Annotated in this window: 12 protein-coding genes and 1 riboswitch; of the genes, 9 read left to right on the top strand and 3 right to left on the bottom strand. The window is 66.5% G+C overall.

What is annotated here, in order from left to right:
- Nucleotides 1-82: 82 nt before the first annotated feature.
- From HF027_RS01735 to HF027_RS01715, 5 genes are all read left to right on the top strand, one after another.
- Nucleotides 83-988, top strand: a complete 906-nt coding sequence (locus HF027_RS01735; RefSeq protein ID WP_168012315.1) for a zinc ABC transporter substrate-binding protein — start codon at nucleotides 83-85, stop codon at nucleotides 986-988.
- A 96-nt stretch (nucleotides 989-1,084) separates the two neighbouring features.
- Nucleotides 1,085-1,915: an ATP-binding cassette domain-containing protein gene (locus HF027_RS01730; RefSeq protein WP_245184419.1), complete on the top strand. Its 831-nt coding sequence runs from the start codon at nucleotides 1,085-1,087 to the stop codon at nucleotides 1,913-1,915.
- A gap of 3 nt (nucleotides 1,916-1,918) precedes the next feature.
- Nucleotides 1,919-2,806, top strand: a complete 888-nt coding sequence (locus HF027_RS01725) for an ABC transporter ATP-binding protein (protein ID WP_168012314.1) — start codon at nucleotides 1,919-1,921, stop codon at nucleotides 2,804-2,806.
- Nucleotides 2,803-4,350, top strand: coding sequence for an ABC transporter substrate-binding protein (locus HF027_RS01720; RefSeq protein ID WP_168012313.1), 1,548 nt, complete (start codon nucleotides 2,803-2,805; stop codon nucleotides 4,348-4,350). Before HF027_RS01725 ends, HF027_RS01720 begins: the two co-directional genes overlap by 4 nt.
- A gap of 10 nt (nucleotides 4,351-4,360) precedes the next feature.
- Nucleotides 4,361-6,166, top strand: coding sequence for an ABC transporter permease subunit (locus tag HF027_RS01715; RefSeq protein WP_168012740.1), 1,806 nt, complete (start codon nucleotides 4,361-4,363; stop codon nucleotides 6,164-6,166).
- A 192-nt stretch (nucleotides 6,167-6,358) separates the two neighbouring features.
- On the opposite strand, the gene katG is transcribed toward HF027_RS01715, so the two are convergent.
- Nucleotides 6,359-8,536 (bottom strand): catalase/peroxidase HPI, encoded by a 2,178-nt coding sequence (gene katG, locus HF027_RS01710; protein ID WP_168012312.1) that lies wholly within the window; start codon nucleotides 8,534-8,536, stop codon nucleotides 6,359-6,361.
- 461 nt (nucleotides 8,537-8,997) lie between these two features.
- Here katG and HF027_RS01705 point away from each other — a divergent pair, with 461 nt between their 5' ends.
- Nucleotides 8,998-10,497, top strand: coding sequence for a CoA-acylating methylmalonate-semialdehyde dehydrogenase (locus HF027_RS01705; RefSeq protein ID WP_168012311.1), 1,500 nt, complete (start codon nucleotides 8,998-9,000; stop codon nucleotides 10,495-10,497).
- 65 nt (nucleotides 10,498-10,562) lie between these two features.
- On the opposite strand, the gene HF027_RS01700 is transcribed toward HF027_RS01705, so the two are convergent.
- A complete protein-coding gene (locus HF027_RS01700; RefSeq protein ID WP_168012310.1) occupies nucleotides 10,563-12,272 on the bottom strand; it encodes a hypothetical protein in 1,710 nt (569 codons plus the stop codon).
- A 404-nt stretch (nucleotides 12,273-12,676) separates the two neighbouring features.
- A riboswitch (TPP riboswitch) is annotated at nucleotides 12,677-12,809 on the top strand.
- On the opposite strand from HF027_RS01700, the gene HF027_RS01695 reads away from it, so the two are divergent.
- From HF027_RS01695 to HF027_RS01685, 3 genes are all read left to right on the top strand, one after another.
- The gene (locus HF027_RS01695) at nucleotides 12,799-14,211 is read left to right on the top strand and encodes a sodium:solute symporter family transporter (RefSeq protein WP_168012309.1); all 1,413 of its coding nucleotides are present in this window, start codon (nucleotides 12,799-12,801) and stop codon (nucleotides 14,209-14,211) included. It overlaps the preceding riboswitch by 11 nt.
- Before the next feature lie 81 nt (nucleotides 14,212-14,292).
- Nucleotides 14,293-15,981 carry a dihydroxy-acid dehydratase gene (gene ilvD, locus HF027_RS01690; protein ID WP_168012308.1) on the top strand — a complete coding sequence of 563 codons (1,689 nt, stop codon included), beginning with the start codon at nucleotides 14,293-14,295 and terminating at the stop codon, nucleotides 15,979-15,981.
- A gap of 33 nt (nucleotides 15,982-16,014) precedes the next feature.
- Nucleotides 16,015-17,634: a hypothetical protein gene (locus tag HF027_RS01685; RefSeq protein WP_168012307.1), complete on the top strand. Its 1,620-nt coding sequence runs from the start codon at nucleotides 16,015-16,017 to the stop codon at nucleotides 17,632-17,634.
- Nucleotides 17,635-17,768: 134 nt separating this feature from the next.
- Here the strand turns inward: HF027_RS01685 and HF027_RS01680 are convergent, their stop codons facing one another.
- Nucleotides 17,769-19,295 (bottom strand): PhnE/PtxC family ABC transporter permease, encoded by a 1,527-nt coding sequence (locus HF027_RS01680; RefSeq protein ID WP_168012306.1) that lies wholly within the window; start codon nucleotides 19,293-19,295, stop codon nucleotides 17,769-17,771.
- Between the last annotated feature and the right edge of the window lie 18 nt (nucleotides 19,296-19,313).

The raw sequence follows: 19,313 nt of genomic DNA, 5'->3' as shown, positions 1-19,313 counted from the left end.
ATGCTAAAAGATATGTTATATCATAACTAATAGTGTCACAATCGCAGTCCGCTGACTCCCCCTCCTGAAGAGATCGATGATGATGAACACGTTGCTACGCTCGCTTTGCCTGCCTTGGCTGCTGGTGCCCGCGCTCGCTGCCGCCGAGGTGCCTGCGGTGGCTGTGGATATTCCGCCGGTCCACTCTCTGGTCGACCGAGTGATGGGAGAGCTTGGCTCGCCCGATCTGGTGATTCAGCCGGGTGCCTCGCCGCATGGTTACGCCATGCGCCCCTCGGAGGCCGAGGCGCTAGCGCATGCCGATGCCGTGTTCTGGGTCAGCGATGCGCTGACGCCCTGGCTGGCCGGGGCTCGTGAGTCGCTTGCCGACGAGGCGCTGCAAGTGGCGCTGATGGAGACCGCCGGCACACGTCAACTCGCGTATCGCCATGGAGCGACGTTCGAGGCCCATGCCCACGACCACGAGGGAGTGGACCCACACGGCTGGCTCGACCCGGTGAATGCCCAGGCCTGGCTCGAGGCCATCGCCAAGTCGCTTGGTGACCTCGACCCCGCTAATGCGGATGCCTATCGTCGCAACGCATCGCAGGGACAGGCCGAGCTGGAGACCCTGATCGATGAGCTCAATGAGCGCCTTGCCGACGCTCGCGATGCGCGTTTCATCGTGTTCCACGATGCCTACCAGTATTTCGAGAACCGCTTCGATGTGCCGGCGGTGGGGGCGATCTCTCTGGGTGATGCCTCGGATCCGAGCCCGGCACGCATCCGCGCCATCCAGGACCGCGTTGCCGAATTCGGCGTTAAGTGCGTCTTCCGTGAGCCGCAGTTCAGTCCGGCGCTGGTGGAGAGCGTGTTCGAGGGCACAGGGGGCGAAACATCGCTTGTCATCGATCCGCTGGGCGTCGACTTGCCACTCGATGCTGAGCTCTATCCACAGTTGCTGCGCCGGCTGGCCGATGGCGTCGTGCGCTGTGCCTCTGGGGCCTGATGGCCGCGGCGGGCAGGCCAAGTGCGACATTGCCTTTACCGTTTTTGTTATGATATAACCTCTCTTTTTTCGACACCGCCAAGGCAGGCACCTCACATGACATCAAAAGCGAGTGACCCCGTCCTGAGGGTGGAAAACCTGCGCATGCGTCTTGGCGGACGGTTCGCGGTCGATGACCTGTCTTTCCAGGTGACGAAGGGCGAGCGCGTCTGCCTGATTGGCCCGTCCGGTTCGGGCAAGTCTCTTACCGCCGGGGCAATCCTCGGCATCCCGCCGCCCGGTGCCACCCTGAGTGGCCGCATACATATCAATGGCCTGGAGGTCGGTGGCGTGCGTGCGACACGGCGTCCAGCGGCGGCTCGGGCCGGTATGGTCTTCCAGAACACGCATGCCGCGCTGAATCCGCTGGTCAGTGTCGGCGCGCAGCTGAGAGAGCCATTCATGCGCTTTCATGGGCTCTCTCGCCGGGAGGCGCAGCGCGCGGTCGTCAAGCTCCTGGGGCGGATGATGATCGCCGCCCCGGAGGAGGTTGCCCGGCGGTCCTCGGCGGCGCTTTCCGGTGGCCAGCGCCAGCGCGTCTGCCTGGCGCTGGCACTGGCTTGCAAACCGGCGCTGATCGTCGCCGACGAACCGACCACGGCCCTCGACGTCCTGACCCAGGCCGAGGTGTTGTCGCTGCTACGTGAGAGCACGGGAACGGCGGAGACGCCAGCGCTGCTGTTCATCTCCCATGACATGAATGCCGCAGCACAGCTTTGCGAGCGGGCGCTGATCATCGATGACGGCAGGCTCATGGAGAGCGGCCCCCTGGCCCAGCTCATGGCCGACCCGCAGCACGCGTTTTCCCGGGAGTTGGTTTCAGCGATCCAGCAGGATGCGGTTGCCTCCACGGCCATGGCGGCGCCACGGCATGAGATGACGAGGTAGCCCATGTGGGACGACATATTCAATGACGACACTCTCAACGACGATGGTTCACTGCTCAGGGTCGCCGGTCTGAACAAGTCCAGGCCCGGGCCGTGGCGGCTCTGGCAGGGACGGGAGCGACACCACACACTCAAGCACATCGATTTTGGCATCCGTCCGGGGGAGCTCATTGGCCTGGCCGGTGTGTCCGGTGCCGGCAAGACGACGCTGCTGAGCCTGATGCTTGGTCTTGAACGGGCCGACAGTGGCGAGATCGTCTGCCAGGGGCGGCGCATCGTGCCCGGCTCGGTGCGCGCGCTGCGCTGGTATCGGCGCGCCGTGCAGTACATCCCTCAGGATCCGGCCGCCTCGCTGGACCCGAATATGAGCGTTCGCGAGCTAATTCGCGAGCCGCTGGCGCGGCTGGCAATCGACTGTGTCCACGAGACACGGGTGAGGGAGACGCTTGAGCAGGTTGGCCTGGACGAGCGTTACCTGACGCGCCGTCCCGCCGAGCTCTCCGGTGGACAGGCCCAGCGCGTGGCCATCGCCCGGGCGGTCGCCGTGCGTCCGCGGCTGCTACTGGCCGATGAGCCGCTCAGCGGCCTCGATCTACCGGTTCAGGCAAGGATCACCCAGCTACTGAAATCGCTCCATCATGATGCCGGCATTGGCCTGCTGGTGATCTCGCATGACCTCTCGGTGGTCTGCCGGCTGTGTCAGCGCACCATCGTGCTGGATGATGGCGCGATCATCGAGGATCGCCCCACCGAGGCACTCTTTCGCTCGCCCGCGCATGCGCGCACGGCGGCGCTGATCCAGGCGGCGTCGGCCTTGTCGGGCCAGGATTTCACCTTATCTTCCCCTCACGCCGCTACGCCGGCCTTTCGTTCCCAGGAGTTAGTCCCTTGACCCTTCGCCATGCCTTGCCGCTTCCGCTCACGCTTCTTTCTCTGGTCCTGCTGGCCGGCTGCCAGCAGGAAGAACCGGCATCCGCCGAGCGTTCTTCCAGCGAGAGCGCTTCCGCCAAGACCGCCGAGGTCGGCGATCGGCGCCTGAAGGTCGCGATGCTGCAGCCGCCGCGCTCCGGACTGAACCCGCTGACCGACGACGCCTTCAAGCTGTCGCGCTGGAGCACCGCCGAGACGCTGATCCGCCTCGATGACGACGGCAGTCCGCAGCCCTTCCTGGCAACCGAATGGGAGCAGCTCGATCCGCGTACCTGGCGCTTCGCGATCCGCGACGGGGTCACTTTCCACGACGGTAGCCCGTTGACCGCCGAGCGCGTGGTCGCCTCGCTGACCGCCGCGACTCAGGCGGCGCCCAAGCCGCGAATCCTGGATGGCGTGTCGATGGAGATCGAGGCCGATGGCGATGACGCGGTGATCGTGCGTACCGCCGAGGCCGACCCGTTGGTGCCCAACCGGCTGTCCAGCCCGCAGCTTGCTATCATGTCGGCGAGGGCCTACCGCGACAACGGTACCGTCAACCCGATCGAGGCCGGCACCGGTCCCTTCGTGCTCGAGACGATCAACGGCACCCAGAGCGCCCATCTCGACCGGTATGAGGACTACTGGGGTGAGCGGGCCGAGCTTGCCGGCATCGACGCCGACTACGTGCCGGATGGCACGGCACGGGGGGCGGCGCTGCGCACCGGCGAGGCCGATGTGGTCGAGGCCGTGCCGGTCTCTCAGGTCGCGCTGATCGACCCCGAACGGATCCACGAGGTGCCGATGCCACGCACCAACACCCTCTACCTGAATACCGAGTCCGGGCCCCTCGCGGACCCCGCATTGCGGGCAGCGGCGCGCGAGGCGGTTGATCGCGAAGCCATCGTGCGCACCGTCTACGAGGGCCGTGCCGATGTTGCCAACGGCCTGCTGGGGCCGGCGCTGCGGTGGGCCGACGGGCTGCGCTCGCCGGTGGACGGTCGGCCCACGCCGGCGGCTCCCGATGGCGCCAGCATCACGCTCGGTACCTTCACCGACCGGGCCGAGCTGCCCGAGGTCGCGGTGCTGGTGGAGCAGCAGCTCGAGGCCGCGGGCTTCGATGTTCAGCAGGAAGTGCGCCAGTACGCGCATATCGAGGCCGACATGCTGGCCGGCGAGTTCGATGCCTTCATCCTGTCCAGGGCGACCATGCTCGATTCCGGCGATCCGGTGGCCTACATGGTCAGCGATTTCGCCTGCGAGGGCTCCTTCAACATCGCCCAGCTCTGTGACCCCGAGGTCGAGGCGGCGCTCGAGAAGGCTGCTGAGCTGGCGCCGGGGCCGGAGCGCCGCCAGGCGATCATCGACGCCGAGGCTGCGATCCTGAGTACCGATGCCGCCGTACCGATGCTCCACGAGCGGGTCATCCAGGGGGAATCCGTGCGTGTCGCCGGCGCCATTCGCGACCCGCGCGAGCGCGAGCTGATCGACGAGCACACCCGGTTCATCGATGATGGCGGCGAGTAACCTCGTGGATATGCCCGCGGCAGAATCTCGGCCGTCGCGATGGCGCGTCATCGAGTGGGGGGCGCTGTTGCCGGCGTTGTCGCGACTGGTCACGCTCGTTGTCGTCGTCGTGCTGGTCGGCCTGCTGCCCTGGCTCTCGGGACGCGACCCGGCGCTCAGCATCCTGCGCGCGCGGGCCGGCGACCAGAACCCGACCCAGGAAGCACTTGAGGCCATTCGCACGCAGCTGGGCCTCAACATGGGGCCGCTAGAGAAGTTGCAGCATTGGCTCACCAGGCTGATGCACGGCGATGCCGGTACCTCCTGGATCTCCGGCACGCCAGTGTTGCCGGGCATGCTGCAGGCGAGTCAGGTGTCGCTGACGCTGATGGCGGCGGCGCTTGGCGTCGCGCTTTTTACCACCCTGCTGATCTGCCTGCCGGCGCTGTGCCGTGGCCTTGCGGGACGCCCGGCGCCGACCTCGGGGGCGGTCGGGGCCGCGATCACGGCGCTCCCGGAGTTCCTGCTCGCCGCGCTGCTGCTGGTAGTGTTCGCCGCTTGGCTGCGTTGGCTGCCGCCCTACGGCTGGGGTGAGTGGCAGCATGTGATCCTGCCTGCGCTATCGCTGGGGCTGCCAGCCGGCGGCCTACTGGGTCGGCTATTCAGCGACGCGATGACGTCGGCCTTCGCCGAACGTTGGGTCGCGACCTGGCACATGGCGGGTTTCTCGCGGCGCCGCATCGTGCTGGCGGTGTTGCAACGCACCCTGCCGAGCCTGATGCCGCAGGTAGGGCTGGTGATGGTGGGGCTGACCGGTGGTGCGATCGCCGTCGAGCAGGTCTTCTCTATCCCCGGGCTCGGCCGGGCCACGCTCGGGGCGGCCTCCGCCCAGGATCTGCCGGCGCTGCAGACGGGCATCCTGATTCTGCTTGCCATCGCCATCGTGTTGGGCGGCCTCGCCAACCTTGGCCGTTCCTTGCTGCTGGGTGGAGCGATGCGGGCGGGGGCGGTGCCGGTCGCCGCCTGCGTGAATCGTGGCGGCCGCGGTCGCTGGGTCGTGCCGGCGATGGCGGGGCTGCTGCTGCTCTTGATCATCGTTGCCGGGCTTGGGCGCGACCCGATGAGCTCGGCCTACCTGCGCCTGCAGCCACCCAGCCTGGCACTCCCTCTGGGCGCCGATGGCGTCGGGCGGGATATCCTGGCGCGCGTGAGTCATGGTGCGCTTTCTACCATGGGGATGGCGCTGGTCACGGTGCTGGTCAGCTTCGTGCTGGGGATACTGATCGGCCTGATGCCGCGGCTGGCGGCCGGTCCTATCGAGATCACCAATGCCACGCCGCCCGTCATCGCTGGGCTGGTCGTCGCCGGGCTCATGGGGCCCAGTGCCGCCGGCGCGGTGATCGCCGTCACGGCCGTGAGCTGGGCGCCGCTGGCTGCACACACATCTGCTCTGGTGACCGAGACGATGGGGCAGGCGCACATCCGCATCACGCCGATGCTCGGCGTGGGGCGTTGGCGCCTGCTTTGGCGCTACGTGCTTCCTCCGGTCATCGGGCCGGTGTTTCGCCACGCCATGCTGCGCCTTCCCGGCACGGCGTTGGCGCTGGCAGCGCTCGGCTTTCTGGGGCTTGGTCCGCGTCCGCCGGCGCCGGAGTGGGGGCTGCTGCTGGCGGAGAGCATGCCTTATCTCGAGCGGGCGCCCTGGGCCGTGCTGGTGCCGTCGCTGGCGCTGGTATTGATGTCGATCCTTGCGGTCTCGCTTGCAAGCCTATGGCGTAGTCCCGTTGGCCGCGCGTCGCTGCCCTCACGGGTGCCGTCTGTTGGGAGAGGCGAGTGATTGGCGTGCTTTCCCTGCGCCATAAGGGTTAACAGGACAACTGCCCAGGCTAACTAGATAGGGTCATTGGATAAGGTAACAATCAGAGGAACTGCACATGAGAGCTAACCAACTGCGCCGGCCCAAGGGCCGGCGCAGTTCGTTTAGTGAATGGGGCAAGGACCGCCGCCGGGGCGGCGGGAGAGTGCTGGATCAGGCCAGATCGAAGCGGTCGGCGTTCATCACCTTGGTCCAGGCTGCCACGAAATCCTTGACGAACTTCGCCTCGTTATCGTCCTGGGCATAGACCTCGGCATAGGAGCGTAGAATCGAGTTGGAGCCGAACACCAGATCGATCCGGGTCGCGGTGAACTTGGTGTTGCCGCTCTTACGATCCACGATCCCGTAGGCGTTCTCTCCCTGGGGCTCCCAGCGGTTTCGCATGTCGGTCAGGTTGACGAAGAAGTCGTTGGTCAGCTGGCCCACGCGGTCGGTAAGCACGCCGTGTGAGGTGCCGCCATGGTTGGTGCCCAACACCCGCATGCCGCCGAGCAGAACGGTCATTTCCGGCGCGGTCAGGCCCAACAGTTGGGCGCGGTCGAGCAGCATCTCCTCGGGCTTGACCACATACTCCTTCTTCTGCCAGTTGCGGAAACCATCCGCCAGCGGTTCCAGCGGCTCGAAGGAATCGGCATCCGTCATCGCCTCGTCGGCGTCGCCACGGCCTTTCTGGAACGGCACGTGAATCTCGTGGCCCGCGGCCTTGGCGGCCTGCTCGATGCCCAGATTACCCCCCAGCACGATGACGTCCGCGATGCTGGCGCCAGTGTCGGCGGAGATCGTCTCGTAGACCTTGAGCACCTTGGCCAGGCGATCGGGTTCGTTGCCTTCCCAGTCCTTCTGTGGTGCCAGGCGGATCCGGGCACCGTTGGCGCCGCCGCGCATATCGGAGCCGCGGAAGGTGCGCGCGCTGTCCCAGGCGGTGCAGACAAGCTCGTTGAGGCTCAGGCCCGCCTCCGCGATTTTCGTCTTGACCACTTCTTCGATGTAGTTGGTCTCGCCCTGCGGGACCGGGTCCTGCCAGATCAGGTCCTCGGCCGGCACTTCCGGGCCGATGTAGCGGGCCTTCGGCCCCATGTCGCGGTGGGTCAGCTTGAACCAGGCACGGGCGAAGGCATCCTTGAAGTATTCCGGATCCTTCATGAACTTCTCGCAGATGGCCCGGTAGGTCGGGTCCATCTTCATCGCCATGTCCGCATCGGTCATCATCGGGTTGTGCCGAATAGACGGATCAGTGGGGTCGACCGGCTTGTCCTCTTCCTTGATGTCGACGGGTTCCCACTGGTTGGCGCCAGCGGGACTCTTCTTGAGTTCCCACTCATGGCCGAACAGCATGTCGAAGTAGCCCATGTCGAACTGGGTCGGGTGGGTGGTCCAGGCCCCTTCCAGACCTGAGGTGATGGCGTTGGAAGCCTTGCCCTGCAGGTTGGGGTTGAGCCAGCCGAAGCCCTGTGCGTCGACATCGGCGGCCTCCGGCTCCGGCCCGAGCGCCTCGGCGTCGCCATTGCCGTGGGTCTTGCCGACCGTGTGGCCGCCGGCGGTCAGGGCAGCGGTTTCCTCATCGTCCATCGCCATGCGCGCAAAGGTCTCGCGAACCTGCTCGGCGCTCTTGAGCGGGTCGGGTTGGCCGTTCACGCCCTCCGGGTTCACGTAGATCAGGCCCATCTGCACCGCGGCCAGCGGGTTTTCCATGGTATCGGGCTTGTCGACGTTGCCGTAGCGCTCGTCGGAAGGCGCCAGCCATTCCTTTTCGGCCCCCCAATAGGTGTCCTTCTCCGGGTGCCAGATGTCCTCACGACCGAAGGAGAAGCCGAAGGTCTTGAAGCCCATGGATTCATAGGCGACGTTACCGGCCAGGATGAACAAATCGGCCCAGCTGATCTTGTTGCCGTACTTCTTCTTGAGCGGCCACAGCAGGCGCCGTGCCTTGTCGAGGTTGCCGTTGTCCGGCCAGGAATTGATGGGCGCAAAGCGCTGGTTGCCGGTGCCACCGCCGCCACGGCCATCAGCCAAGCGATAGGTGCCCGCCGCGTGCCAGGCCATGCGGATCATCAGGCCGCCGTAGTGGCCCCAGTCGGCCGGCCACCAGTCCTGGCCGTCGGTCATCAGGGCGTGCATGTCCTTCTTGAGCGCATCGAAGTCGAGCTTCCTCACTTCGTCGCGATAGTCGAAGTCCTCGCCCATCGGGTCGGTCTTGCGATCGTGTTGATGCAGGATGTCCAGGTTCAGGGATTCCGGCCACCAGTCGGTGTTGGAATGGCCGCTGGCGGTCTGACCACCGTGCATCACCGGACATTTGCCTGCGTTGTTGCCGTGTTGTCCGTTGCCCATTGCGATATCTCCCGTCGTTTCGTTATCAGCGGCCGCCCCACTGGTCCTTGGATGTCGCCTCTTTGCGTTCCAGCGCCTTGGAGGTGGTGCGGATCGATCAGCTGTACAGAGGACTACTTTGCGTTGCCGTTGCTTTCCTAATCAGCATAGTGCCGGGCTTCAGGGCTTCAATTTTTCTTTACTCAAGAAGCTGATAGCGATTTTTCATCGAGGGCGGAGCCGCTGGCGATGCCGGTATCGCTCAGGACTCGAGCATCGTCAGGCCGCTGCCCGGCTCGCCCATCTACACTCAAACTAGCCGTTTTGCGCCGCTCGGCCGTGTCGCTATGCACAGAAAGTCGACGCCCGGCTCGCCACGGCGGGAAACATTCGCTCCCACTCGTTTACCCACAATCACAAGGGGCGGGTCCTTGCGTGGCGCAGTAGCGCCATGCTCGGAGGCCTGCCCAGGAGCCGCCATCATGTCAGTGCGTGAGATGTCCCTTTATATCGACGGTCAGCCGGTGACCTCCAACAGTCAGGAATGGCGCGATGTGCTCAATCCGGCGACCCAGGACGTGGTCGCGCGGGTGCCGTTCTGCACCCGCGAGGAAGTCGAGCGCGCCGTGGCCAGCGCCAAGGCGGCCTTCACGACCTGGCGCAAGGTACCGCTGGCCAAGCGCATGCGTATCATGCTCGCCTTCCAGGCACTGATTCGCGAGCACACCGAGGAGCTCGCCGCGCTGATCAGCGAGGAACACGGCAAGACCCTGCCGGATGCCGAAGGCGAGGTCGGCCGCGGCCTGGAAGTGGTCGAGCACGCCTGCTCGATCCCCAGCCTGCAGCTCGGCGAGCTCGCCGAGAATGCCGCCAGCGAGGTGGACGTCTATACCCTCAATCAGCCGCTGGGCGTGGGCGCCGGCATCACCGCCTTCAACTTCCCGGTCATGCTGCCCTGCTTCATGTTCCCGCTGGCCATCGCCACCGGTAACACCTTCGTCTTGAAGCCCTCCGAGCAGGACCCGTCCTCGACCATGCGCCTGGTCGAGCTGGCCCACGAGGCCGGCGTGCCCGCCGGGGTACTCAACGTGGTGCACGGCGGCCCGGACGTGGCCAACCAGATCGCCGACCACCCTGACATCAAGGCGCTGTCCTTCATCGGCTCGACCCACGTCGGCACGCACCTCTATCGCCGGGGTTCCGAGGCCGGCAAGCGGGTGCAGGCGATGATGGGCGCCAAGAACCACTGCGTGGTGATGCCGGACGCCAACCGCAGCCAGGCCATCAACAACCTGCTGGGCTCGGCCTTCGGGGCCGCGGGCCAGCGCTGCATGGCCAACTCGGTGGTGGTGCTGGTGGGCGAGGCGCGGGCCTGGCTTAACGACATCGTCGACGGCGCCCGCCACATGAAGGTCGGCCCCGGCACCCAGCGCGACGCCGACCTGGGCCCGCTGGTATCGCCCGCCGCCAAGGAGCGCGTCATCCGCCTGATCGACGCCGGCGAGCAGGAGGGCGCCAGCCTGCTGGTCGACGGTCGCCGTTGCGAGGTGGAAGGCTATCCCCACGGCAACTTCGTCGGGCCCACCGTGTTCAGCGACGTCACCGCCGAGATGACCATCTACCGCGAGGAGATCTTCGGGCCGGTGCTCTGCGTGGTCGGCGTCGAGACCCTGGACGAGGCGATCGAGTTCATCAACGCCAACCCCAACGGCAACGGCACTTCGATCTTCACCAATTCCGGCTGGGTGGCGCGTCGCTTCGAGAGCGACATCGATGTCGGCCAGGTGGGCATCAACGTGCCGATCCCGGTGCCGGTGGCTTACTTCAGCTTCACCGGTTCGCGGGGCTCCAAGCTCGGTGACCTGGGCCCCAACGGCAAGCAGGCGATCGCCTTCTGGACCCAGACCAAGACCGTGACCGCGCGCTGGTTCGAGCCGGAGAACGTCTCCGGCGGCATCAACAGCACCATCTCGCTGCATTGATTCCTGGCGCGCGACGACGAAGACGGTCCCGTCTCGACACAGGCGGGGCCGATTTGCCCGGCCTGCTAGCGCTCGGGCACCCCGAGGGTAGCGAACAGCTCCGCGAGTTCCGGGTGCTCCCGCTTAGCCTGCAGGAGGGTGGGGTCGACGACCGAGAAGCGGCCTGCCGCGGTTTTCAGGTACACCCGGTCGGTCGCCGCGTCGACGAAGCGGACCTCCGGTACCTTGGCCAGGAACTGCCTGAGGAAGGCACAGTTCCTGCTGACCGCCAGGCTGTCAGCGTCGGGATAGACCTCCGCCGGGCAGGTCGCCCGGGTGTTGATCCGCTTGTAGCGGTCGATGTTGACCAGGCCCAGGGGCGCCAGGATGTGCAGGACCTCGCGATTGCCATAGGCGATGGTCGTCGGCGGGGTGTGCTTGGGGACGCTGTTGTCGAGGAAGAAGTACTCGAGCCGGGGGTGTCGGCTGTCCAGCCACTTGAACAGCAGCCTGGGCATGCCGTCATAGGCCTCCACGCAGTGCCCCAGGAAGTCCTCCACCGCCTTGTAGCGTCCCCGCGTCAGGCCGCGCTCCCAGCCCCGCTCCACCGTCGCCTCCGGGGGCGTGACGATGAAATAGAAGTACATGGTGGTGACATACTTCGCATAGGTGGCATCCAGCAGCCGCGATACCCTGTCCAGGGAGAAGCTGTCGAAACGGAACCGGTCGATCAGCAGGTTGGGGATGGAGCGGTCCCGCTGGGCCTTGTCGCGGATGTAGCGGTCCAGCTTGGCATCGATGAGCTTGACCTCCTTGCCGGACAGGCGGCCGGCATACTTGTAGGCCTCGCCCAGGGCGTCATAGTCGAGCAGGAGGCGGCGCCAGATGTCGGGGGAGACGGTACCGTAGTGATCTGGCTGGATACCCAGGTCGCGCAGGGTGTTCTTCAGCAGCGGGCGCAGGGAGCTCTTGCCGGCCGCCGAGGCCCCCTTGAGGCTGATCAGGATCGGCTCGCTGGCACAGGGGAGCCGGCTGTAGCCCTCGATGTCGATGGCGCGCGCGACATGGGGGGCGATCTGCTCGCCGAGGTGGCGGCTGCCGAAGTCGTTGCACACCTGCTGGGTGATCAACCTCGCCAACAGCGCCCGGTCCACGCCGATATGGCCCTGGTTGCTGGCGATCGCGCTCAGGACACGGTAGGTGCTCTTGTAGATGGTCCGCTCCAGGTCGCCTCGGGCGGCGAGCCCCGTTTCCTTGATGCCCCGGATCACGTCATGGTGCCGTTCCTCGATGGAGCGGTGGTCCGCCTGCTGTCGCGGGGTAGGGCGTTTGCCTAACAAGCGGGATAGCCAGGAGCCAGGCTCGGGCTCGACCGCCGTCGGTTCGGGCGCGAAGGCCGCGGCGAGGATGTCGCCGACCCGGCCGTGGATATCGTCATACAGCCGAGCATGTGCCTGGCAAAGCGTCGGCAGATGGGGGGCCAGGTAGTCGGACAGGATCTTGCGAGCGATGTCGCGGAAGTGCTGCCCCAGGAGTTCTTCTTCTTCCCCTTCCAGGACCACGATATCGGCCGTCACCTGCACGATCACTTCGTGCAGCACCAGGCGTTCCGCCTTGAAGGCGACCAGTTCCTCCTCCGCGAGCCCGGTGAGGGCTCTCAGCTCAGGGAGATCGGCGAGGCGGGAGTCGACATTGGCGCTGTGATGAATCGTCTCCAGGGCCTGGTAACGGCTGGGCAGGTCGGCCTCCAGGCCGGGGTGCCACGCTGAAAACTCGGGACCAGCTCGATCGGGCATATCGGGAGTCCATGCATGCTGTGTCGGGGCGGGGCTTGACGAAGGGCTCGTCGGGCACCACTTGGTGATCCTTGCGCGCCTCGGGGCTGTGGGAAGGACGCGAGGCCCGTCAGGAACGGGCCTGACACCCCCGGCCGGGAAAGGCCCACGGAAAAATAATGACCGAGCCGGCCTCGTGGGGCAATCCTCGTGGGGCTGAGGTAAGAAGTCGGGCCATTTCGAGACCGATATCGTCGTCAGCCATCCAGGCTCTACCTGGTTGACGTGCAGGATGAGTGGCACGTTGCCTTGGGCGTCTTCGGGAGTTTGCGGTGGCGAAGGCGTTGGCCAGGGGGGCGGCGAGCTGCATGGGGTGACGACACCGCCCTGACGCGCGATAATCGTACTGCCATACACAATTCATTCACTGTCGCCAGGGGAGTCCCCGGCCGCACTGTCGCTGTAGGCAGAGGCGAGTCGGACTGAGAGTGCACTGCGTGCTGACCCTGGAACCTGATCCGGTTGATACCGGCGGAGGAAGTGCGACATGCCCTACCTGACGTTTGCCGCGCTGGTCGCGGCGCTTTTGCTGTTTACCTGGCTTGGCCTGCGCGCCCGGCGTACCCATGGGGCGCTTGCCGGCGATGTGGTTGATGACTACGTCACTGCCCGCAACTCCCAGACCGCCTCGACGCTGGGGCTATCCTTTCTGGCCTCCGGCATGGGGGCATGGATTCTCTTTGCGCCACCCGAGGTGGGTGCCTTCGTGGGGCCGATTGCGCTTGCCGGGTATGCCATCGGCGCGGCGTTGCCTTTCGTGGTGCTCGCCGCCTGCGGGCCGGCGATTCGTCGCTATCTGCCCGAGGGGCGCAGCATCGGCGAGTTCGCCGAGCGCCGCTACGGGGCCGGCGTGCGTCGCTATGTGTCGCTGATCTCGGTGCTCTACATGGCCTGTTTCCTGGCGGCGGAGCTGACGGCCATCGGCGGCATCACGGCGCTGCTGTCTGATGTGCCACCGGCGCTGGTGGTCATCGGCGTGGCTGTCTCGACCCTTCTCTACACGGCGCTTGGCGGGCTGCGGGCGAGTCTTGCCACTGACCGCTGGCAGGCGTTGCTCTTGATCGCCTTGCTGGTGATTGTTGGCTGGCTGGGCCTGTCGCGGCTGCCGGATTTGCCGGAAGGCGCCACACTGCCAAGCATCCCCACCGGCAGTGCGCTGTCCGTGGCGCTGACGCTTGTGATCGCGGTGACCGCGGCGAACCTTTTCCATCAGGGCTACTGGCAGCGGGTCTGGGCGGCGAAGAGCGGTCAGGCGCTTGGCCGTGGTGCGCTGCTTGGTGGGTTGGTGACCGTTGCCGTGGTCGCGGTGGTCGGGGGGCTTGGCATTCTCGCTGCCATGTCGGGCGTCGCGCTTGGTGAGCCCCCGATGCCGTTCTTCGCGCTGCTGATCGATGCACCGGCCGGCCTCAAGCTGCTGGGCCTGGTGTTGGCGGTGACCCTGGTGGCCTCAAGCGTCGATACGCTGCAGAACGGCATCGCCTCGCTGTCGGTGGGCGATGGCCGTGTCAGTGGCCGCACGGGGCTTGGCCTGCCGATGGCCCGCTGGCTGACGGTGGCGCTGATGGTGCCGGTGGTGGTGCTGGCGCTGCAGAATCTCTCGGTGCTGCGGCTGTTTCTGATCGCCGATCTACTATGCGCCTCGGCGGTGGTGCCGGTGCTGCTCGGCCTGTGGTCGCGCATGACCACGGCGGCTGCGGTGGCGGGTGGTCTTGCGGGACTTCTCGGCGCGGTCATTCCCGGCTGGGTGGCTCAGGGCAGCCTCATGGCAGGGCTTATGGCGGCAAGCTTTCCCGGGGGCGTGCCGACCCTTGCCCCCTTCCTCGGTGCCCTGATCGCCTCGACGGTGCTGAGCATTGTCATCGCATCGCTGCGTCCGTCATTTGCCACCCGTGCCGGCTAGCAGGCCATCAAGTGTTTGCAAGGCTATAACATGGCGGCCACTATTCGGGTCTTGACGATCAATCCACTGATAGGAGGCACCATGTCCGATACGCCCAAGGATCCACGCCGGCGCTATTCCGCCCCGGTAGTCGATGGCCTCGGGAAGTCCGCCAGCCGCGCCATGCTGCGTGCGGTGGGCTTTACCGATGAAGATTTCACCAAGCCGCAGGTGGGCATCGCCTCGACCTGGAGCCAGGTCACGCCTTGCAACAGCCATATCGACGGCCTCGCCGATGAGGCCAAAGCCGGGGCCGACGACGCCGGTGGCAAGGGCGTTATCTTCAACACCATCACCATTTCCGATGGCATCGCCAACGGCACCGAGGGCATGAAGTACTCGTTGGTGTCGCGGGAAGTCATCGCCGATTCCATCGAGACCGTGGCTGGCTGTGAGGGCTTCGATGGCCTGGTGGCCATCGGTGGTTGTGACAAGAACATGCCCGGCTGTTTGATCGGGCTTGCGCGGCTCGATCGTCCCGGCGTGTTCGTCTATGGCGGTACCATCCTGCCCGGCGAGAAACATACCGATATCGTCTCGGTGTTCGAGGCAGTGGGCGCCCACGCCAAGGGGGATCTTGACCTGATCGACGTCAAGCGCATCGAGGAGACGGCGATTCCTGGCCCCGGCGCCTGCGGTGGCATGTACACCGCCAACACCATGGCCTCGGCCATCGAGGCACTGGGCATGAGCCTGCCAGGCAGCTCGGCACAGAACGCCATCTCCCAGGCCAAGCGTGACGATTGCGCCGCTGCCGGCGCTGCGGTGCTCGAGCTGCTCGAGCACGATATTCGTCCCTCGCACATCATGACCCGTGAGGCCTTCGAGAACGCCATCACGATCGTGATTGCACTGGGCGGCTCCACCAACGCGGTGCTTCACCTGATCGCGATGGCGAACAGCATCGGCGTCGAATTGGGACTCGATGACTTCACCCGGCTCGGCAAGAAAGTCCCGGTGCTTGCCGACCTGCGCCCCAGCGGCCACTACATGATGAGTGAGCTGGTCGAGATCGGTGGCATCCAGCCGCTGATGAAGATGCTGCTCGAGGGAGGCCTGCTGCACGGCGATTGCCTGACCGTGACCGGCCAGACGCTTGCCGAGAATCTCGCCGGTGTGGCGCCGTATCCTGACGACCAGCGCATCATTGCCCCGCTCGATGCGCCGCTGAAGGCAGAGAGCCATCTGCGTATCCTGCATGGCAACCTGGCACCAGAAGGGGCGGTGGCCAAGATCACTGGCAAGGAGGGCGTGCGCTTCACCGGCACCGCGCGGGTGTTTGGTTCCGAGGAAGAGGCTCAGGCCCGCATCAACGATGGCACCGTGGTGGCCGGCGACGTGGTGGTGATTCGCTACGAAGGCCCGCGTGGCGGCCCCGGCATGCGCGAGATGCTGACCCCGACCTCGGCGATCATGGGGCGCGGGCTCGGTGACTCGGTGGCCCTGATCACCGATGGACGCTTCTCCGGCGGCAGCCACGGCTTCGTGGTCGGCCATATCACGCCGGAGGCCTTCGACGGCGGTCCGCTGGCGCTGCTCGAGGATGGCGACCAGATCACCATCGATGCCGAGGCCGACACCATCACGGTGGCGCTGCACGAAGCGGAGCTCGAACGTCGACGTGCCGCCTGGCAACAGCCGGCACCGCGCTACCGCCGCGGCGTGCTCGCCAAGTATGCCAAGACCGTGAGCTCCGCCTCCACGGGCGCCGTCACCGACCTGCCCGACTAGGCCGCGATGCACGGTCGCCGGAGGAGGGAGCGGGTGGTAGCGCCGTCGCTGCTGCTGGCGACTGCCCTGTTGGCGACTGTGCTGCTGGCCGGTTGTGCCACTTCGCCCGCCTGGCGTCAGGCGGGCGAGGATTCCCCGGCACGCCTTGCCGACCGCCGCTGTCTCGCCTTGCTCGATGCCTTCGATGATCGCGTGCGGACGGCCGGGGTCGCCGATGCCGGCAGTACCCGCATCGAGGGCTTCGCCTACCTGCGCACCGACCGCCTGTTGGCGAGCTTTCGCGATGCACTGGCGGATGGGCGCCTCGACGAGGCCGCCTTCAACGACTGGCTCGCCCGCCAACGGGCGCTCGATCGCCAGGCGCGCCGCATCGAGGCCGCCAACCTGCCCATGGCAGCCCGCCAGGCCCTCGCCATGACCCTCGGCGACGCCGACCCGGCGGCGGCCGCCAATGCCTGCGGCGATCGGCTGCTGGCCCACGAACTGTCCCCTGCTGACCCTGACCCATACGCCTGGCCTGGCTCATCGGCGCATGCCGCGCGTCAGGCGCTGCTGGCGCGGGTCGAGGTGCCCAGCGAGTATCGGGTCTGGCAGCGTGCGCTGGGACTCTACCCGCTGACCCGTATCGGGCTCGCCCTGGGCTATGAGGGTTGGAAGGCGGATTACCTGACCAGCTTCACGCGGCCGTCGGCGGCCATCCCCCTGCGCGGCAGGTTGCACCGCTATGTGCCGGCTCGTTCTGGGTCGGGGCGCGAGGCCGCTGCCCGAGCGTTGCGTGAGGCACCGCGCAGCCCGCTTGGACTGGTGGAGCTCGATGCCGCGACCCTGCGGACCCTGGCCGTCGCGCATGCGCCGGTATTTACGGTCGACACCCGCGGCAACGACGACCGGCTGGGGGCGCCTGTCTGGTGGCGCTCACCCGATGGCGTCCGGCCGGCCGTGGATACCGGGCGTCCGCTGGTCGACGTGCGCCTGAGCCACACCCGCTTCAACGGCGCGGTGCTGCCGCAGCTGGTCTATACGGCCTGGTTTCCGGCGCGCACTCGGGTGGGGGCGCTGGATATCCTCGCTGGGCGTCTCGATGGCCTGGTCTGGCGGGTGACCCTGGGAGAGGATGGCAGGCCGCTGATCTACGACAGCATCCACCCCTGCGGCTGCTACCACCTTTTCTTCCCGGTGCCACCGCTCGAGCGGGTGGCGGTGGCGGCGGATCGCGACCTGCGCGAGGCGCCGCTGACGCCGATCGCGGCGCCACGTCTGGGCGCCGGAGAACGGATCGAGCTGCGCCTGGCGGCGGTGAGCCATTACCTGCTGAAGCTTGGCGTGAGCGGCGAGAAGAAGGGCGTGTCACCCGCAGCGACGCGGGCCCCGCCGTCTGGCGTGGCCGCCGATGTCACGTCCTATCGGCTGAATCCGGTGAACGAGGCGCCCCGCTTCGGGCAGCGCTCGCTGCCGTTGCCCGGCGGTGGGCGGCGCAGCCTGTTTGGCCCGGACGGCCTGGTCGGAGGCAGCGAGCGTCTGGAACGCTTCCTGTTGTGGCCGTCGGGCATCAGTAGCCCGGGTGCGATGCGCCAATGGGGGCGACATGCCACGGTCTTCGTCGGCGAGCGCCACTTCGATGAGCCCTATCTGTTCGAGGGCGCCTTCGAGTGACTGTCGCGAGAGGTGTCTGACGTGGCATCCTGCGACGAGATCGTCGCCGCATCGGTTGCCTGGCGCTCTCGTCAACCGGGACCGGCCATCTACCCGGTACCGGCGATGGCCGCCGAGGGCAGCCGGAGGACGGTTCAGGGCTCGCAGTTGGCGGTATGGCGCAGGCGCAGCTTGGCACGCAGATGCCGAGCGAAGACGTCGACGCCGATATTGAGCAGGGCGGTGATCAGGATCAGCACCATGGCGCGATCGAAGCGGATCTCCTGAATGGCGCTGTCGACATAGAACCCCAGGGTCGTGATGCCGAGAATGCCGAGGATGGCGGTCTCGCGCATGATGATCTCCCAGCGGTAGAACAGCAGCGCCAGGAAGGGGCCGTAGAGGCGTGGGGTGAGCTCATAGGCATAGCGTTCGAGGCCTTGAGGCGCATCCGGGCGCAGATTGACCTCGTTGCTGCGCCGGCCGACCAGATGGGCGATGATGCCACCGTTGTGAATCGCAAGCGCCACGACCGCCGGCAGCATCGACGGCCCCCACAGCTGCAGCAGGATGAAGGCCAGCAGGTACTCCGGGGTCGAGCGCATGACCACCAGGAGCCCATGGCCCAGTAGATGGGCCCAGCGGTTGCCTGGCTTAGCGTTACCAGAGCGATGCGTTCTGTTCTGCTGAAAACGACGCTGAAAGAAATGGCGCGACACCAGCGGATAGAGTGCCAGCGCCAGCATGCCGGTCAGTACCAGGGCGATCTGGGTCAGCACCAGGGTATGCCAGATACCGGGCAGCGCCTCATGGGCCATGATGTCGCCAAACCAGCTGGCAAGGCCGGATACCCCCTCCCCATGGCGCAGTGGCGCGGGCACGATGTCCTCGGTGAAAAAGCGCGAGACGTTGCTCCACACGATCGGCAGCCCGCTTCCCAGGCAGAAGGGCGCCACCACCAGATACACCGGCACCAGCAGCGGACGCACCCAGAGCCGCAGGGTGGCTATTAACACGTAGAAGAGCAGCAGCAGGGCACCCACGGTGTTGTAGTGGCCCTGGGCAAAGGCCGATTCCAGGTAGAAGCCGATCGTCGGCATGCCGACGAAGCCAAGCACGGCGCTTGAGCGCAGCCCACACTCGAGACGGTAACTGGTATAGCTGACCAGGTGTGGCCAGGCATCGCGCAGCCGCGTGAAGGCCAGGGCCGAGAGCCGCCCACTGCCGGCAGGCAGCACCTGTTCGGGCAGGGGGTCGGTCTCTTCGAGAATTTCGGCAAAAACCTTGGCGAATACCCCCGCATACGGCAGGGCGATGGCCAGCACCCCGGTCAGCGGGTGCAGGCCGAAGAACTGCAGGAAGATCAGTGCCCAGAACAGTTCATGGATGGCGCGCACGAAGGCGCAGACGCTGCGCACCAGGCGGGAGCGGAAGACCAGTGCCAGCACGAAGCCCACCGCGGCGCCGAGCCCCACGCCGACGAAGGCGAAGGCCAGGGTTCGCAGCAGCGCGAGGCCCAGATCATCGACGGCGCTGATGTCCGGCTGCACCAGGCCCTGCAAGAGTCGCAGCAGCTCATGCCAGGGTTCATGAGCGGTAATCGATAAGTCGGCGATGCCCAGGCAGAAGATGGACAGGGCCACGAAGCCAAGACTTAAACGTACCGTTGCGGAATGCCACATGGGGGAAGGCCTTGCGGG

The organism is Halomonas salinarum, assembly GCF_012062845.1.
GTDB classification, from domain to species: domain Bacteria; phylum Pseudomonadota; class Gammaproteobacteria; order Pseudomonadales; family Halomonadaceae; genus Onishia; species Onishia salinarum.
The sequence above is the reverse complement of the archived record's forward strand: the minus strand, read 5'-3'. Positions and strand labels throughout refer to the sequence as shown.

Bases quoted from the DNA above. Each gene is read 5' to 3' on its own strand.
- ilvD (WP_168012308.1), top strand. From the start codon at position 14,293: ATGTCCGATACGCCCAAGGATCCACGCCGGCGCTATTCCGCCCCGGTA.
- HF027_RS01730 (WP_245184419.1), top strand. From the start codon at position 1,085: ATGACATCAAAAGCGAGTGACCCCGTCCTGAGGGTGGAAAACCTGCGC.
- HF027_RS01680 (WP_168012306.1), bottom strand. From the start codon at position 19,295: ATGTGGCATTCCGCAACGGTACGTTTAAGTCTTGGCTTCGTGGCCCTG.
- katG (WP_168012312.1), bottom strand. From the start codon at position 8,536: ATGGGCAACGGACAACACGGCAACAACGCAGGCAAATGTCCGGTGATG.
- HF027_RS01735 (WP_168012315.1), top strand. From the start codon at position 83: ATGAACACGTTGCTACGCTCGCTTTGCCTGCCTTGGCTGCTGGTGCCC.
- HF027_RS01705 (WP_168012311.1), top strand. From the start codon at position 8,998: ATGTCAGTGCGTGAGATGTCCCTTTATATCGACGGTCAGCCGGTGACC.
- HF027_RS01700 (WP_168012310.1), bottom strand. From the start codon at position 12,272: ATGCCCGATCGAGCTGGTCCCGAGTTTTCAGCGTGGCACCCCGGCCTG.
- HF027_RS01715 (WP_168012740.1), top strand. From the start codon at position 4,361: ATGCCCGCGGCAGAATCTCGGCCGTCGCGATGGCGCGTCATCGAGTGG.
- HF027_RS01725 (WP_168012314.1), top strand. From the start codon at position 1,919: ATGTGGGACGACATATTCAATGACGACACTCTCAACGACGATGGTTCA.
- HF027_RS01695 (WP_168012309.1), top strand. From the start codon at position 12,799: ATGCCCTACCTGACGTTTGCCGCGCTGGTCGCGGCGCTTTTGCTGTTT.